The following is a 14,196-nucleotide window of genomic DNA, read 5'->3' as shown; positions in this document are numbered from 1 at the left end:
TCGTGCCCCGGCCGCGTCCGACCAGGCCCGAGCGGCGCCGCCGTGGTGACGTCCTGGCGGCCGCTTCGCTGGTCGTCCTCCTGGTCACCGCCGCGGTGCTGTACTGGCGGCAGAGCCCGGCGGCCAATACGACGACGGTGACGGCCAGCCCGGCGGCCGCGACACCCCCCGCCCCAGCCGTCGCGGTGCCGCAGCAGCTGATCGAGGCGTGGCGGGCAGCCAGCGGGGCGACCGCCGCCCCGCTCGTCGCCGGGCCGGTGGTCGTCACCGCCGACGGCTCGACCGTCGTGGGCCGGGACGCCGCGACCGGGACCGCCCGCTGGAGCTACACCCGGAACGTGCCGCTCTGTGCCGCGGCCGAGGGGTTCGGCCGGGTTCTGGCGCTGTTTCACAGTGGTGTCGGCGGGGGCTCCGGCCGGGACACGGACTGCGGCGACCTCACCGAGCTCGACGCCACCACCGGCGCCCGGGTCGCGCAACGCAACCCTGATGTCCGGTCCGGCACCCGGATGATCAGCGATGGCAGCTTCGTCGCGGCCACCGGGCCGGAGTACCTCGAGGTATGGCGCTCGGACCTGGTCAAGACCCTCGAGTACGGCGAGGTGCGCACCCCCGAGCAGCCGGGCAGGCAACCGCGTCCCGGCTGCCGGTACGGGTCGTTCGCGATGGCTCAGGGCAGGCTCGCCGTGCTGGAGCGGTGCGCGTCCGACGCCGGCGACCGGCTTACCGTGCTCAAACCCGACGGTCAGGACGCGACCCGGCCGGAGGTCGAATCCTCCACGCTGCTCCCCGGGTCCGGCGCGCAGATCCTGGTCGTATCGGCCGACCGGGCGGCGGTGGTGCTACCCGACCCGGCCCGGCTGCTGATTCTCGACAACACCGGAACACAGGTCGGGCTCGTCCCGATCGACGTGCCCGTGACCGACCTGCGATCCGATCCCCCCGGCGGTGTGGCGCCCACGACGAGCGACGAGCGCCGGTATTACTGGTGGACCGGCTCGCGGACCGTCGCGCTCGACCGCACCGATCTCGTCCCGCTCTGGACCCTCACCGGCACCCTCGGCCCCGGCGCGGGCTACGCGGGCTCGCTGCTGGTGCCGGTGCCCGGCGGGGTTCAGGTCGTCAACCCGGTCGACGGAGTCGTGGAGCGAACGATCCCGATCGACCGCGGCGGGTGGACCGGCCCGGTCGCGCTCGCCGCCCAGGGTTCGATCGTGCTGGAACAGCGCGGCACCGGACTTGCAGCACTCCGCCCCCCGTGAGTGCGTAACAGTGTTCTAACACTGTTACGCACTCACGGGGGCTACAACCAGTAGGTTCCCAGCGTTGCCGCGCCGACCCCCAGCACACCGAGGGCGGCGAGGGTGCCCGTCCGATCCACCCTGTGATCGGCGACGACCTGGGCCGCGACGGCCACCACGGCGGCAAGCCAGTGACCCAGGAGCATCCCCGTGCCGGGTCCTGCCGATCCCGTCCGGGTCGTGAGGAGCCATCCAGCCAGCAGCAGCACCGCGAGCATCACCAGGCCGCCGGCGAGGGCACCGGAGCAGCCACGCAACATCCGACCCGCGCGGCCGAGGCGGCGAGCCCGGGCCGGGTGCCGTGCGGATCGGCTCACGGCGCCAGCAGGGCCCACGGCTCGAGGACCGGGCTCGCCGCCCGTCCCTCCGGGCAGAGCCTGCGCATCTCGCACGTCGAACAGCGCGACGAGGGGCGCGGCGGGAACAGCGCCTCCGGGTCGTCGCCGGAATCCAGACCCGCGGTGGCGGCCTCGATCGCCGCGGTGGCGCGCTCGGCCCCCTCGACATGGTGGCGCAGCGACGCGGCGTCGTGCTCCCAGGCCAGCACCCGCCCGGTCGGCAGGTGGTGCAGCTCCACCCGGGTGCACGGGCGGTGCAGTAGCTGCCGCGCGGCCGTGGCGTAGAGCGCGAGCGCCCGCGAGTCGCGGGCAGCGGTGGTGTCGAGCGGGTGCCGGCCGGTCTTGTAGTCGACGATGACCAGCTCGCCTCCGCGGGCGTCGATCCGGTCCACCCGACCCTCCGCGATGAGACCGCCCACCGGGGCCGACACCCACCGCTCCACGCCGACCGGCTCGACATCGGGGTCGAGGTCGGCGGCGTAGTCGGCCACCCAGCCGCGGGCCCGGTCGCGATACTCCGCGGCCTGCGCCCGGTCCCGGAATCCCTCGGACGACCAGTGCCGGTCGACGAGGGCCGCGGCGGCCTGCGGGGTGCGGCGCGCCGCGGCCAGCTCGAACAGCGACCGCAGCGCGAGATGCACGACCGCGCCCAGGGTGTTGTGCGCCCACGCCCCGCCGCGGGCCGGCGTCGGGCGATCGAGGTAGGTCATCCGGAACCGGCGCGGGCACTGCGCCCACAGCGCCAGCCGGGCCGGCGTGACGCGAACCAGGGGCTTCGCGGTGAAACCGGCCCCGAAATCGAGCCCGAGCTGCCCACCGTTCGCGCCCATGCCCGTCAACGTAGCGGCCCGCGTGATCGGCCCGCCCGCTACCCCGTGAGGACCTCGACCCCGTCGGCCTTCGCCACGAGCACCTCGAACGCATCCGGGTCGGTGGTCTCCGCGGCGATCGGGATGGTCTTGTTGGTGCCGTGGTAGTCGCTGGATCCGGTGCCGACCAGACCCAGCTCGGCGGCCAGCTCGCGCAGCATCGCCCGGTCGGACGAGGTGTGGTCGGGATGGTCGATCTCGATCCCGGTCAGCCCGGCCGCGGCCAGGTCGCGGATCACCGAGAGCTCGACGACCCGGCCGCGCTTGCGCGCCAGCGGATGGGCGAACACCGTCACACCCCCCGCCTCGCGCACCATCTCGACCGCGCGCCGCAGCGGAGTGTCGGTCCTCGGCACGTAGAACGGGCTGCCGGTGTAGAGCAGCTTCGCGAACGCCTCGTCGAGCGACGAAACCACCCCGGCCGCCACCAGCGCCCGGGCCAGATGCGGCCGACCTGCGCTGGCCCCATCGGCCAGCAGCCCGAGCACGGTGTCGACATCCACCGGATAGCCGGCGTCGGCCATCCGCTGGGTCATCAGCCGCAGCCGCCGCATGCGCTCGGCGCGCAGCCGCCGCTGCTCGGCCACAACCGTCTCGTGCCCGGGGTCGAACAGGTAGCCGAGCAGATGCACCGAGATGTCGCGGCCGTGGCCGTCGTCGCTGACGCAGGAGAACTCGGCGCCGCGGACCAGCCGCATCCCGGGCGGCAGCGCCGCGGCGGCCCGGTCCCAGCCGCCGGTGGTGTCGTGGTCGGTGATCGCGACGACGTCGAGACCCGCCGCGGACGCCGCGGCGACCAGTTCCTCGGGCGTGTCGGTGCCATCCGACGCGCTCGAGTGGGTGTGCAGGTCGATGCGGGCCACGACGTCCACGCTATCGGGCGCGTCCGCGCTCACCTGCGCCAGCGCGACTTCACGAGCATGCCGGTCGCGCGAGTCTTGCCCTTCTCGCCGAATACGAGTTCGGACAACGCCTCGTAGATCTCCTCGGGGCGCGGCATGTAGTCGATGCGGTTCAGCGCCTGGATCTGGCCTGCCGACTCCACGACCATGGTCCCGTAGCCGAACATCCGGCCGAACAGGCTGCGCTGGAACGTGAGGTCGGTCACCTTGCCGAGCGGCATCATCCCGACGCTGTGGGTGATGATCCCCTCGGCCAGCATTACGCGCTTGTCGGTGATCACGATGCGTTCGATCCACCACAGCATCGTCACGACTGTGAATCGGATCACGGCCACCAGCGCGAGGTAGAAGGCCAGGTTGTCGATGAGCATGCTGTCCGGCAGGAGCCGCTCACCGATCACCACGAGCACCAGGAACCCCAGGGTCTGGACGATGTGCTTGCCCATGACGGCCCAGTGCTGGCGCACCCGGATGACCCTGCGCTCCGTGGGGAGCAGGTACTCGTCGATCTCGCGGGGAGCGAGCACCGGACTAGCTCACCACTTGGGTGAAGAAGCTGGTGACGGAGTTCGCGGCATCCCGCAGGATCGTGCCGATGTTGCCCAAGGCGTTGGCCGCCCCGGTCGGCTGGGTGACGATGAAGAACACTACGAGAGCGACTCCGAGCAGCGTCAGAATCTTCTTGAGGTTCAACGCAACCACCGTTCGTTCCGGCACGAGGGACTCTGGCGTGATCATTCCTACCGCACCACGCCGCGTCAGGGTACCGGCGCGCGGGGAGCGTACCGTTCTGGCTGATGACCGAGGGTAGCGGAGATGTCCCCTGCGTGGGGGCGATCGTGCGCGACCGGTCGGGTCGGCTGCTCCTGGTGCGGCGGGCGAACGAGCCCGGGGCCGGGCTGTGGGCCGTCCCCGGCGGCCGCGTGGAGCCCGGGGAGACCGACCACGAGGCCGTCGTGCGCGAGACCGCCGAGGAGACGGGCCTGGTCGTGCGGGCGGGCCCGCTCGCCGGCGAGGTGGTCCGCGGGCCCTACCGCATCGCCGACTATCACTGCGAGCCCGCGGGCGGCAGGCTGCGCGCCGGTGACGACGCCGCCGACGTGCGCTGGGTCGACGCCACCGAGCTGGCCCGGCTCCCGCTCGTCGAGGGGCTGGTGGAGGCCCTCACCGAATGGGACGCCTTGCCCGGTTGACACTCAGGTCTGCGGGGTGGGGCGGCCCGGCTGCTCACCGCCGCGGGTATCGCCGTAGCTGCGCTTGGGCACCATGACCTTGCGCCGGAACGTGCAGACCACCGTGCCGTCCTGCTTGTAGCCGCGGGTCTCGACGTAGACGACCCCACGGTCGTCCTTGGACTTCGACTCGGACTTGTCCAGGACCTCGGTCTCGCCGTAGATCGTGTCGCCGTGGAAGGTCGGCTTGGTGTGCTTGAGCGACTCCACCTCCAGATTGGCGATGGCCTTGCCCGAGACATCCGGCACCGACATGCCCAGCAGCAGCGAGTAGATGTAGTTGCCGACGACGACGTTGCGCTTGAAGTCCGTCGTCTCCTCCGCGTAGTGCGCGTCCATGTGCAGCGGGTGGTGGTTCATGGTCAGCAGGCAGAACAGGTGGTCGTCGTACTCGGTGACCGTCTTGCCGGGCCAGTGCTTGTAGATGGCCCCGACCTCGAACTCCTCGAAATACCGCCCGAACTGCAACGTCAACGCCTCCCAACGCCGATACCTTCGTGTAGCGGGTAATCTAACCCGCGGACCAGCCGCCGGACCGATGCCGGCGATCACAGGTGAGGAGGTGAGCGCGGTGCAGTCAGCACCCGGCTGCAGTACCTGCCGCGTCCCCACGCCTGTGCGCATCGGCACCGGCTGAGCGGCACGGGAAGCCGCCCAGGGGACGCGACGCCTGCGTGTCGTCCTGTGCAAGCGCCCTCCGCGGGCCTTGCGTCCGTCTCCTGCCAGGAGGTTTCGCCGTGCCGTCGCTGTCTTCGACCCGGTCCGCTGCAGCTCGTGCCCGCCTGACCGGCCGTACCCACACCGCGCTGCCGCGGCTGCGGGTGCCCGTTTCGGCCTATGTCGTCGATTGCGCCGTCTATGTGGACGGCCGGCGCCTGCCGGGCCGCTGGACCCACGACGACGCGGTCGCGGAGGTGCGCGGGCGCGGCGAGGGGTTCGTCTGGATCGGCCTGCACGAGCCCACCGACGAGCAGATCACCGGCATCGCCGACATCTTCGGCCTGCACGAGCTCGCCGTCGAGGATGCCGTGCACGCGCACCAGCGGCCCAAGCTGGAGCGCTTCGACGACACACTGTTCATGGTGCTCAAGACGGTGCGTTACGTTGGTCACGCCGAGCCTCGGACGGCCACCGAGATCGTCGAGACCGGCGAGGTGATGGTCTTCCTCGGCCGCGATTTCGTGGTGACCGTCCGGCATGGACAGCACTGCGCGCTGCGGGACGTGCGCCGCAAGCTGGAGGCCGATCCCGAGCAGCTCGCGCTCGGCCCGGCCGCCGTGCTGCACGCGATCGCCGACCATGTCGTCGACAGCTACCTCGAGGTGACCGAGGCGATCGAGGACGACATCGACGAGATGGAAGGGGAGGTCTTCAATCCCCGCTCAGCGATGGACGCCGAGCAGATCTACGTCATGAAGCGCGAGGTGCTCGAGCTGCGCCGGGCGGTGACGCCGCTGGTCGCGCCGGTGCGCAAGCTGGCCGAGGGCTACTCCGCGCTGGTCCCGCACGAGGTGCGGTCCTACTTCCGCAACGTCGACGACCACCTCAGCACCGTCGCCGAGCGGGTCGCGGGCTTCGACGAGCTGCTCACCACGCTGGTCGATGCGATCCTGACCAAGCACACGATGCAGTCGAACAAGGACATGCGCAAGATCACCGCCTACGCCGCGCTGATCTCCGTGCCCACCATGATCGCGGGCATCTACGGGATGAACTTCGACGTCATGCCCGAGACGAAGTGGCCGTTCGGCTACCCGGCCGTACTCATCGTCATCGCGCTGATCTGCGTGGTGCTGTACCGCAACTTCCGTAAGAACCAGTGGCTCTAGACCGGTGACCGGCTCGCCGGCCGGAACGCGACCACCGGCAGCACGGGTGCGCCGGGGCCGGTACCGGAGCGCTGCCGAGTCGATCCCGGGTGGCTCACGGCTCATCCCGCGGGTCCGGGACGACACCGGCCGATTCCGGTATCCGCTCGAACCGCCCTAGCCTCGGCGCGGTGAGGGAGTATCTGCCGCGCAACCCGCTGCGCCGGCTGCGCACCGTCGCGTGGACGCAGCAGCGGCCGACCTTCGCCGACGCCGTGCCCGCGGTCATCGCCGCGGCCCTGCGCCGGGCGCTCGCCCGCCCTTCCGGGGGCTGGTACGTGCTGGCCGGCAGCCGCGAGGTGCGGCCGGGCCGCGCGTTCGGCCGGGTCGTGGCCGGTCGCGAGCTCGTGGCCTGGCGGGACGGCTCCGGCGCACTACACGTGGGCCCCGGCGCCTGCCCGCATCTCGGCGCCCCGCTCGCCGACGCCGCCGTGCACGAGGGTCGGCTCATCTGCCGCTGGCATGGGCTCGCCCTGCGCCCGTGCGGGCGGCCGGACTGGCGTCCGTTACCCGCCTACGACGACGGGGTGCTGGCGTGGGTGCGGCTGGACGGCGCGGACCCACCCACCGCCGCCCCGGTGCTGGGCCCGCGGCCCGATCCGGCGGCCAGCTTCGACACCGTCGCGACGGTCATCGGCGCCTGCGAGCCCGAGGACGTCATCGCCAACCGGCTCGATCCCTGGCACGGCGCCTGGTTCCACCCGTATTCGTTCGCGGCGCTGCAGGTGGCGAGCGCCCCGCCGCTCGACTGCCCGCCCACCGAAGACCGTTTTCTCGTCGAGGTGACATTCCGGGTGTCGAAGCGCCTCGGCGTCCCCGTGGTCGCCGCGTTCAGCTGTCCGGACCCGCGGACGGTGACCATGGAGATCGTCGACGGTGAGGGCGCCGGCAGCGTCGTCGAGACCCACGCGACCCCGCTGCGTTCCGGACCCGACGGGCGCCCGCGCACCGCCGTGATCGAGGCGGTTGTCGCGCATTCCCAGCGAGGCGGGTTCCGGCACGCGCGACGGATCGCCGGGACGCTGCGCCCGCTGATGGCCGGGGCCGCGACGCGGCTGTGGCGTGACGACATCGCCTACGCCGAGCGGCGCTACGCGCTGCGCAGCCGCTGATCACTCAGCGTTGATGACCGCTCAGTGCCGAGGTTCGCTCCGCAAGCATCGCTCAGTGCCGAGGTTCGCTCCGCAAGCATCGCTCAGTGCCGAGGTTCGCTCCGCAAGCATCGCTCAGTCCACGCTCGGGGTGCCCACCGGCGGGGTCTCGAGGTCGGCGAGCTCGTCAGCCGCGCCGGGTGACGGATCCGGCCCGGCGGGACGCCTGCCGAGGAAGGTGTGCACGATATGGGTCTGCCAACCCGTCACGGTCTGGGTGCGGATATCGATGAAGCCCGCCCGCCCCATCCGCTCGGCGACCGACCTGACCCCGTCGAACGCCCGGACGCTGCGCCACAGGTAGCGGTAGAGATCGCCGGAACCGCTGCGCAACCGTCCCATCGGGATGATCACGCCCCAGCACACCGCGTCCCAGACCATCCGGCTGCGCAGCGAGTCGCGCGCGGAGTACTCGTGCACCGCGAGCGGCGCGCCGGGCCGCAGCAGATCGTGCATCGCGCGCAGGCCGGCGTCGGGATCGGCGAGGTTGCGCACCAGATAGGCGGCGAGGATGCCGTCGAAGGGGCCGGTGACCCCGGCCCGGTCGAGATCCTCGAGCCGCGAGTGCACGAACTGCACGCCCGGGGGCCAGTTCTTGCGTCGGGCCTGGGCGAGCATCTCCGCCGACGCGTCGACCCCGACGACCTGCGCACCCGGCACCGCGTCGAGCAGCGCGGCGGTCGAGGCCCCGGTGCCGCAACCCACGTCGAGCAGCCGCAGACCGGAACCCCGGGCCAGACCCATCCGGCGCGCGGAGAGCCGGAGGTGGTCGTGGTAGCGCGGGTTGGCGGCCACCAGCCGGTCGTAGCTGCGGGCGTGGGCGTCGAAGGCGCGGGGCAGGCTCGCGGGCCCCAACGGCCGGCTCGAATCGGGTCCGGGCACGTCCGCATCCTGGCGCACGTGGGCGGCGCACCCAAGCGGACGCGCCCGCGCAGGTTCCCTGCGGCCGGTGACCACACCTAGGGTGAGCCTGTGCCCGTCCGCGTCCTCGATCATCCCCGCGGGCGCCCGGTCACGGTCCTGAGGTGCTGGTGACATGGACACCGGGTTCAGCCACGCCGACGCCGAGAACGACTTCCTGCGGGTGCGCCGCCGCCAGGTGCTCTCCCGGCTGGCGTCGTGGCTGCGCCGCGAGCCCGACGACGTCTCCGAGATCCTGCCGTTCGACGAGGTCGTGGCCGCGTTGGGGCGCACCGGCGAGCGGCGGCTGGGACTGCAGGTGATCCCGCTGGACTCCATCGTCGGCAGCGTCGATCGGACCACCGACTTCGACCGCTGGTTCCGGCCGCGCTCACAGCGCACGCGGGAACGCTGGGAACGGCTCGCCCGGGCCCAGCGGCGCGGCGAGGTCATTCCGCCGATCGACGTCTACCGGGTGGGTGGGCTGCACTTCGTCCGCGACGGCCACCACCGCGTCTCGGTCGCGCATGCCGTCGGCCTGCGCGTGATCGAAGCCAGGGTCACCGAGGTGATGACGCGGCTGGACGCGGCCGGGGTCGAGTACCGCGGCGATCTGATCACGAAGGACCTGCGCCGGGTGTTCCTGGACCGGGTCCCGCTGACCGGTCCGGCGCTGGACTCGATCCGGGTCACCGACCCCTGGAGCCACGCCGAGCTCAGCGAGACCGTCGAGGCGTGGGGGTTCCGGTTGATGCAACACGAGCGCCGCTACCTCGACCGGGAGACGGTCGCCCGCCGGTGGTGGTCCGAGGAGTTCCAGCCGGTGGTGCGCATGCTGCGGGAGGCCGAGCTGATCGACGGCCGCACCGACGCCGAGGCCTATCTGCAGCTGGCCTGTCAGCGCTACCAGCTCCTGCGCACCCACCGCTGGGACGACGAGGTGGTCGCCCGCCTCCGCGCCGACCCCGGCCGCCCCCACTGACCCCCGCGAGCCAGAGCCCCGCGAGTCGCTGCGACTCGGTCCCGGCTTTACCCCGACTCGGTCCCGGCTTTACCCCGACTCGGTCGCGGAAATACCACGACTCGCGGACGAGGGGGCGGGGGCGGGCCGGGGGATGGTCAGGTTCGCCCCGGTGGAGGGGTCGAAGACCTGGATCTTGTCGGTGTCGACCCACACCTCGCAGCGCTTGCCCTCGGTCGCCACCGACGTCGCGGCGAACCGGGTGACCAGATGCCCCGCGCTCTCCGGGACGTCGGCGGTGCCGGCGTCGGCGGCAAGGTCGGCCAGGTCCTCGGACATCGCCTGCTCACCCTCGATCTTGAAGTAGACGAACTTGTCCGACCCCATCGACTCCAGCACGTCCACCTCCGCGGTGAACACCGAGCCACGGGCACGCACATGGTCCTCGACGAGCGCGGCGTCCTCGAAGTCCTCGGGGCGGATGCCCGCGATCGCCTCGCGGGGCGCGTCGGCATCCTCCAGCGTGCGACGCAACTCGTCGGAGAGGGCGAGGTCACCCAGCGCGGTGCGCAGCGCCCCGTTCTCCAGCCGCGCGGGCAGGAAGTTCATCGCGGGCGAACCGATGAACCCCGCGACGAACAGGTTCGCCGGGTGGTCGTAGAGGTGCTGCGGCGAACCGATCTGCTGCACCACCCCGCCACGCATCACGACAATCCGGTCGCCCAGCGTCATCGCCTCGGTCTGGTCGTGGGTGACGTACACCGTCGTGGTGGACAGCCGCTGCTGCAGCTTCGCGACCATCGTGCGCATCTGGACCCGCAGCTTCGCATCCAGGTTGGACAGCGGCTCGTCCATCAGGAACGCCTTGGGGTTGCGGACGATCGCCCGCCCCATCGCCACCCGCTGCCGCTGGCCGCCGGACATGTTCGCCGGCTTGCGGTCCAGATGCTGGCTGAGATCGAGGATCATGGCGGTCTCCTCGACCTTGCGGTTGATCTCCGCCTTGTCCATCTTTGCGATCTTGAGTGGGAAGGCCATGTTCTCCCGCACGGTCATGTGCGGGTAGAGCGCGTAGGACTGGAACACCATCGCGATGTCGCGGTCCTTGGGTGCGCGCTCGTTCATCCGGTTGCCGCCGATGCGCAGTTCGCCGTCGGAGATGTCCTCCAGACCGGCGATCATGTTCAGCACCGTCGACTTCCCGCAGCCCGACGGTCCGACGAGGATGATGAACTCCCCGTCGGCGATCTCGACATTGATGTCGTTGGCTGCGACGGTGCCGTCGGGGTACCGCTTGGTCACGTGATCCAGGACGATGTCAGCCATTGTCGGTACCTTTCAACCCTTCACTGCGCCGGAGGTCAGGCCGGCGACGATCCGGCGCTGGAAGAACAGCACGAAGACGATGATCGGGATGGTGAGCAGCACCGCGGCCGCCGCGATGGAGCCGGTCGGCTCGGCGAACTCGCTGGCCCCGGTGAAGTTGGCGATCGCGACGGTGGCCGTCTGCGAGGCGCTGGTCGAGGTGAGCGAGATCGCGAACAGGAAGTCGTTCCAGCAGAAGATGAACACCAGGATCGCCGTGGTGAACACGCCCGGCGCGGCCAGCGGCACGATCACCGAGCGGAACGCCTGCAGCGGCGTGGCGCCGTCCATCTTCGCCGCCTTCTCGAGCTCCCAGGGGATCTCTCGGAAGAACGCCGAGAGGGTGTAGATCGCCAGCGGCAGCGCGAACGTGATGTAGGGGATGATCAGGCCGGGCCAGGTGTCGAACAGCCCGATCCCCCGCCAGATGTCGAACAGCGGGCTGACCAGCGAGATCGGCGGGAACATCGCGATGAGCAGCGAGACCCCGATCAGCAGCTTCTTGCCCGGGAACCGCAGCCGGGCGACGGCGTAGGCGGCCATCGTGCCGATGATCACCGCGAGAACGGTCGCGATGATCGCGATGCCGATGGAGTTGCGCAGCGCGCTGGTGAACAGGTCCACCTGGAAGACCTGCGCATAGTTCTCCAGCGTCCATTCGCGCGGAATGAAGTTCCCGTCGGTGATGCTGCTGGCCGGCTTGAACGACAGGCTGAGGATCCACAGCACCGGGATCAGCGCGTAGAGCAGTACAACCGTGTTGGCGACGGCCCACTTACTCTTGTCGCCGGTGCTCCGAGCTTGTCCGATCGCCATGTCAACGCCTCTCGGGTTCCGAGCCCGGTGCCGCGGCGCCGAACAGCTTGATGAAAAGGAACGCGATGAGCGCCACTGCAATGAAGATCAGCACGCTGATCGCCGACCCGATCCCAAGGTTGAACGCCCGGAACAGGTTGTTGTAGCCGAGGATCGACACCGATCCCGTGCCGTTCGAGCCGTCGGTCAGGATGTAGATGTTGTCGAAGATCCGGAACGCATCGAGCGTGCGGAACAGCAGCGCCACGAGGATCGCCGGCTTCATCATCGGCAGGATGATCCGCGTGAGCCGCTGCCACGGCCCGGCGCCGTCCACCTGCGCGGCCTTGAGCAGGTCGTCGGGCACGAGCGCGAGGCCGGCCAGCAGCAGCAGCGCCATGAACGGTGTGGTCTTCCAGACCTCCGCGAGGATGATCACCGAGATCGCCGACACCTGGTCGGTCAGCGGGGCGCTGCCCTCGGGGAGCAGGTTCGCCAGGTAGCCGGTGTCCGGCGTCCACGCGAACTGCCAGCTGAACGCCGCGACCACGGTGACGATGCCGTACGGGATGAGCACGACGGTGCGGGTCAGGCCGCGGCCGACGATCGTCCGGTGCATGACCAGCGCCAGCACCAGCCCGATCACGAACTCGATCGCCACCGAGATGACTGTGATGATCACTGTCACGGCGAACGCGTTCCACCAGTACCCGGAGGACAGCACGGTGACGTAGTTGGTCAGCCCGATGAACGTGCGGTCGCCGGGGAACCGGAGGTCGTAACGCTGCAGTGAGAGCCAGATGGCGTAGACGATCGGGTATGCCGTCACCGCGACCATGACGAGCACGGCGGGGGTGCAGAGGAGGAAGGCCAACCGCCGCTCGGCGCGCGCGCCCTCCGACACCGGCGGTCTGCCCCGCCGCCCCTGCGCCGCTCTCCCGGTCTCTGCCGCAGGTGCGGTCGCCTGCGCACTCATTACGGCACCAGCCCTTCGGAGTTCACGGCACGCTCCACCTGCTCGGCCATCACGGGAACGATCGTCTCCGGGTTGATCTGCATGGGTGGGTTGAGCAGGTCGGCCAGGACGATCGAGATGCTCGTGTAGGCCGGCGTCTTCGGCCGCACGCTGGCGTTCTGCAGCGAGTTCCGGATGGCCTCCCACGCCGGGTACTCCTGTTGGAAGGCCGGGTCGTCGTACAGCGCCTCCAACGTCGGAGGGACGCCGCCCTCGAGCGCGTTGCGCAGCTGGTTCTCCCGGTTGCGCAGGCACTGGGCTGCCTCGAACGCCAGCCCCTGGTCCCCACCGGTGGTGCTGACGCCGATGTTCAGCCCGCCGATGGTGACGGTCGCGGGCTCGTTCGGGTCGACCCGCGGGTACGGGGCCCACGCGAACACGTCGACGACGCGGCGGCCGGTGTCGACGTTGGTCGGACGGCCCTGCTCGTCGATGAACGTGCCGCCGCCCCCGCCGTCCGGTGGCGGGGTGTTGATCGAGGCGTTGACGAACGGGTAGTTGACCTGGAACGCCGCCAGCCCGGCCTCCATCGCCAGCCTGCCGTCGTTCTCCTGCGCCACCGACAGCGACGGGTCGGCGGCGGGCGAGGTCGCCACGCGGTGCATGATCTCCACGGCCTGCCGCGCGGCATCCCCGTCGTCGAGGAGCACCTTGCCGTCCTCGGAGACGATCTGGCCACCGGCGCTGGTCATGAGCGTGTTGAACCAGACGACGATGCCCTCGTACTGCGCGCCCTGAACCTCAATATAGGACGGCAGGCCCTGCTGGTTCAGCCGCTCCGACATATCGATCATCTCGTCCCACGTCTGCGGCGGCGTCGGGGCGAGGTCGGTGCGGTACCACAGCAGCTGGGTGTTCGTGTTCAGCGGCGCGGCCCACAGCCTGCCCTGGTACATCGCAGTCTCGAGAGGGCCCTTGAGGGTGCCTTCCGTGACCGCGGCGGCCGCATCCTCAGGCCACGGCTCGATCCAGCCGGCCTCGGCGAACTCCGCGGTCCAGATGACGTCCAGGCCCATGAGGTCGACGGCCGGGTCACCGGCCACCAGCCGGCGCGCCAGTTGCAGCCGCTGGTCGTCGGCGGACTTGGGGAGGGTCTGCTGGACGACGCGGTAGCGGCCGCCCGCCTCGGCGGTGCACGCCTCGGCCGCGGCGGCGTAGCCGCTCGCGTTGTCGGCGGGGGTGTAGAAGTTCAGGACCGGCGGGCCGCTTGCCTCGGCGGCGCAGCCTGCGAGCATGGCCGCGGCCAGCAGGGCGCCGCTCGCGACCGCGGCCAGCCTGCGGCGCCGGCCCACCCTTCGCCGTCCCCGTCGATCCAACGGCTTTCTCATCCCGCCCCCTCCGCCCGCCCAACCGACCCGAGTGGGCGCCCCCCAGTGGTGTGACCGGCCTGTGATTGCGGTCACGGCATGTGCCGTTGGGTCGAACCTAGGACGGAGCGCTCGGACCCGCAATCGGTGCCCCCGGCGCTGAGATCAATCCGAGACATTCGCCGGTCGGGG

At 70.9% G+C, this 14,196-nt stretch carries 16 protein-coding genes; 5 read left to right on the top strand and 11 right to left on the bottom strand.

Going from position 1 to position 14,196, the window contains the following annotated elements:
- The first annotated feature begins 2 nt into the window (after positions 1–2).
- The gene (locus G567_RS0104695; RefSeq protein ID WP_051232302.1) at positions 3–1,262 is read left to right on the top strand and encodes an Rv3212 family protein; all 1,260 of its coding nucleotides are present in this window, start codon (positions 3–5) and stop codon (positions 1,260–1,262) included.
- A gap of 41 nt (positions 1,263–1,303) precedes the next feature.
- Here G567_RS0104695 and G567_RS31785 read toward each other — a convergent pair whose 3' ends face one another.
- From G567_RS31785 to G567_RS35090, 5 genes are read right to left on the bottom strand one after another with little or no spacing between them, the layout of a single operon-like run.
- Positions 1,304–1,618: a hypothetical protein gene (locus tag G567_RS31785; protein ID WP_147201227.1), complete on the bottom strand. Its 315-nt coding sequence runs from the start codon at positions 1,616–1,618 to the stop codon at positions 1,304–1,306.
- Positions 1,615–2,469: a RecB family exonuclease gene (locus G567_RS0104685; protein ID WP_028929062.1), complete on the bottom strand. Its 855-nt coding sequence runs from the start codon at positions 2,467–2,469 to the stop codon at positions 1,615–1,617. The genes G567_RS31785 and G567_RS0104685 overlap by 4 nt, the downstream gene beginning before the upstream one ends.
- Before the next feature lie 38 nt (positions 2,470–2,507).
- Entirely contained in the window at positions 2,508–3,371 is an 864-nt protein-coding gene (locus G567_RS0104680; protein ID WP_028929061.1) for a PHP domain-containing protein, read from the bottom strand.
- A gap of 29 nt (positions 3,372–3,400) precedes the next feature.
- Positions 3,401–3,937, bottom strand: coding sequence for a PH domain-containing protein (locus tag G567_RS0104675; RefSeq protein ID WP_028929060.1), 537 nt, complete (start codon positions 3,935–3,937; stop codon positions 3,401–3,403).
- Between the two features lie 4 nt (positions 3,938–3,941).
- A complete protein-coding gene (locus G567_RS35090; protein WP_154667123.1) occupies positions 3,942–4,148 on the bottom strand; it encodes a hypothetical protein in 207 nt (68 codons plus the stop codon).
- 59 nt (positions 4,149–4,207) lie between these two features.
- Here G567_RS35090 and G567_RS0104665 point away from each other — a divergent pair, with 59 nt between their 5' ends.
- On the top strand, positions 4,208–4,603 hold the full coding sequence (locus G567_RS0104665; protein WP_028929059.1) for an NUDIX hydrolase: 396 nt from the start codon (positions 4,208–4,210) through the stop codon (positions 4,601–4,603).
- Between the two features lie 3 nt (positions 4,604–4,606).
- Here the strand turns inward: G567_RS0104665 and G567_RS0104660 are convergent, their stop codons facing one another.
- On the bottom strand, positions 4,607–5,110 hold the full coding sequence (locus G567_RS0104660) for a MaoC family dehydratase (RefSeq protein WP_028929058.1): 504 nt from the start codon (positions 5,108–5,110) through the stop codon (positions 4,607–4,609).
- Between the two features lie 269 nt (positions 5,111–5,379).
- On the opposite strand from G567_RS0104660, the gene G567_RS0104655 reads away from it, so the two are divergent.
- Positions 5,380–6,471 carry a magnesium and cobalt transport protein CorA gene (locus G567_RS0104655; protein WP_028929057.1) on the top strand — a complete coding sequence of 364 codons (1,092 nt, stop codon included), beginning with the start codon at positions 5,380–5,382 and terminating at the stop codon, positions 6,469–6,471.
- Between the two features lie 170 nt (positions 6,472–6,641).
- The gene (locus tag G567_RS0104650; protein WP_245585538.1) at positions 6,642–7,622 is read left to right on the top strand and encodes a DUF5914 domain-containing protein; all 981 of its coding nucleotides are present in this window, start codon (positions 6,642–6,644) and stop codon (positions 7,620–7,622) included.
- A gap of 114 nt (positions 7,623–7,736) precedes the next feature.
- On the opposite strand, the gene G567_RS0104645 is transcribed toward G567_RS0104650, so the two are convergent.
- Positions 7,737–8,543 carry a class I SAM-dependent methyltransferase gene (locus G567_RS0104645; protein ID WP_028929055.1) on the bottom strand — a complete coding sequence of 269 codons (807 nt, stop codon included), beginning with the start codon at positions 8,541–8,543 and terminating at the stop codon, positions 7,737–7,739.
- A gap of 154 nt (positions 8,544–8,697) precedes the next feature.
- On the opposite strand from G567_RS0104645, the gene G567_RS0104640 reads away from it, so the two are divergent.
- Entirely contained in the window at positions 8,698–9,543 is an 846-nt protein-coding gene (locus G567_RS0104640; protein ID WP_028929054.1) for a ParB N-terminal domain-containing protein, read from the top strand.
- 69 nt (positions 9,544–9,612) lie between these two features.
- Here G567_RS0104640 and G567_RS26815 read toward each other — a convergent pair whose 3' ends face one another.
- Genes G567_RS26815 through G567_RS0104620 form a run of 4 tightly spaced genes read right to left on the bottom strand, consistent with a single transcriptional unit; the run spans position 9,613 to position 14,025 of the window.
- Complete coding sequence (locus tag G567_RS26815) at positions 9,613–10,848, bottom strand: ABC transporter ATP-binding protein (protein ID WP_051232298.1); 1,236 nt, start codon at positions 10,846–10,848, stop codon at positions 9,613–9,615.
- Positions 10,849–10,860: 12 nt separating this feature from the next.
- Positions 10,861–11,703, bottom strand: a complete 843-nt coding sequence (locus G567_RS0104630; RefSeq protein WP_028929053.1) for a carbohydrate ABC transporter permease — start codon at positions 11,701–11,703, stop codon at positions 10,861–10,863.
- 1 nt (position 11,704) lies between these two features.
- Entirely contained in the window at positions 11,705–12,658 is a 954-nt protein-coding gene (locus G567_RS0104625; protein ID WP_028929052.1) for a carbohydrate ABC transporter permease, read from the bottom strand.
- Entirely contained in the window at positions 12,658–14,025 is a 1,368-nt protein-coding gene (locus G567_RS0104620; protein WP_084795866.1) for an ABC transporter substrate-binding protein, read from the bottom strand. Before G567_RS0104620 ends, G567_RS0104625 begins: the two co-directional genes overlap by 1 nt.
- Positions 14,026–14,196 lie beyond the last annotated feature (171 nt).

Source organism: Pseudonocardia asaccharolytica DSM 44247 = NBRC 16224, assembly GCF_000423625.1.
Classification (GTDB): domain Bacteria; phylum Actinomycetota; class Actinomycetes; order Mycobacteriales; family Pseudonocardiaceae; genus Pseudonocardia; species Pseudonocardia asaccharolytica.
This window is presented reverse-complemented; position numbering and strand designations above follow the sequence as displayed.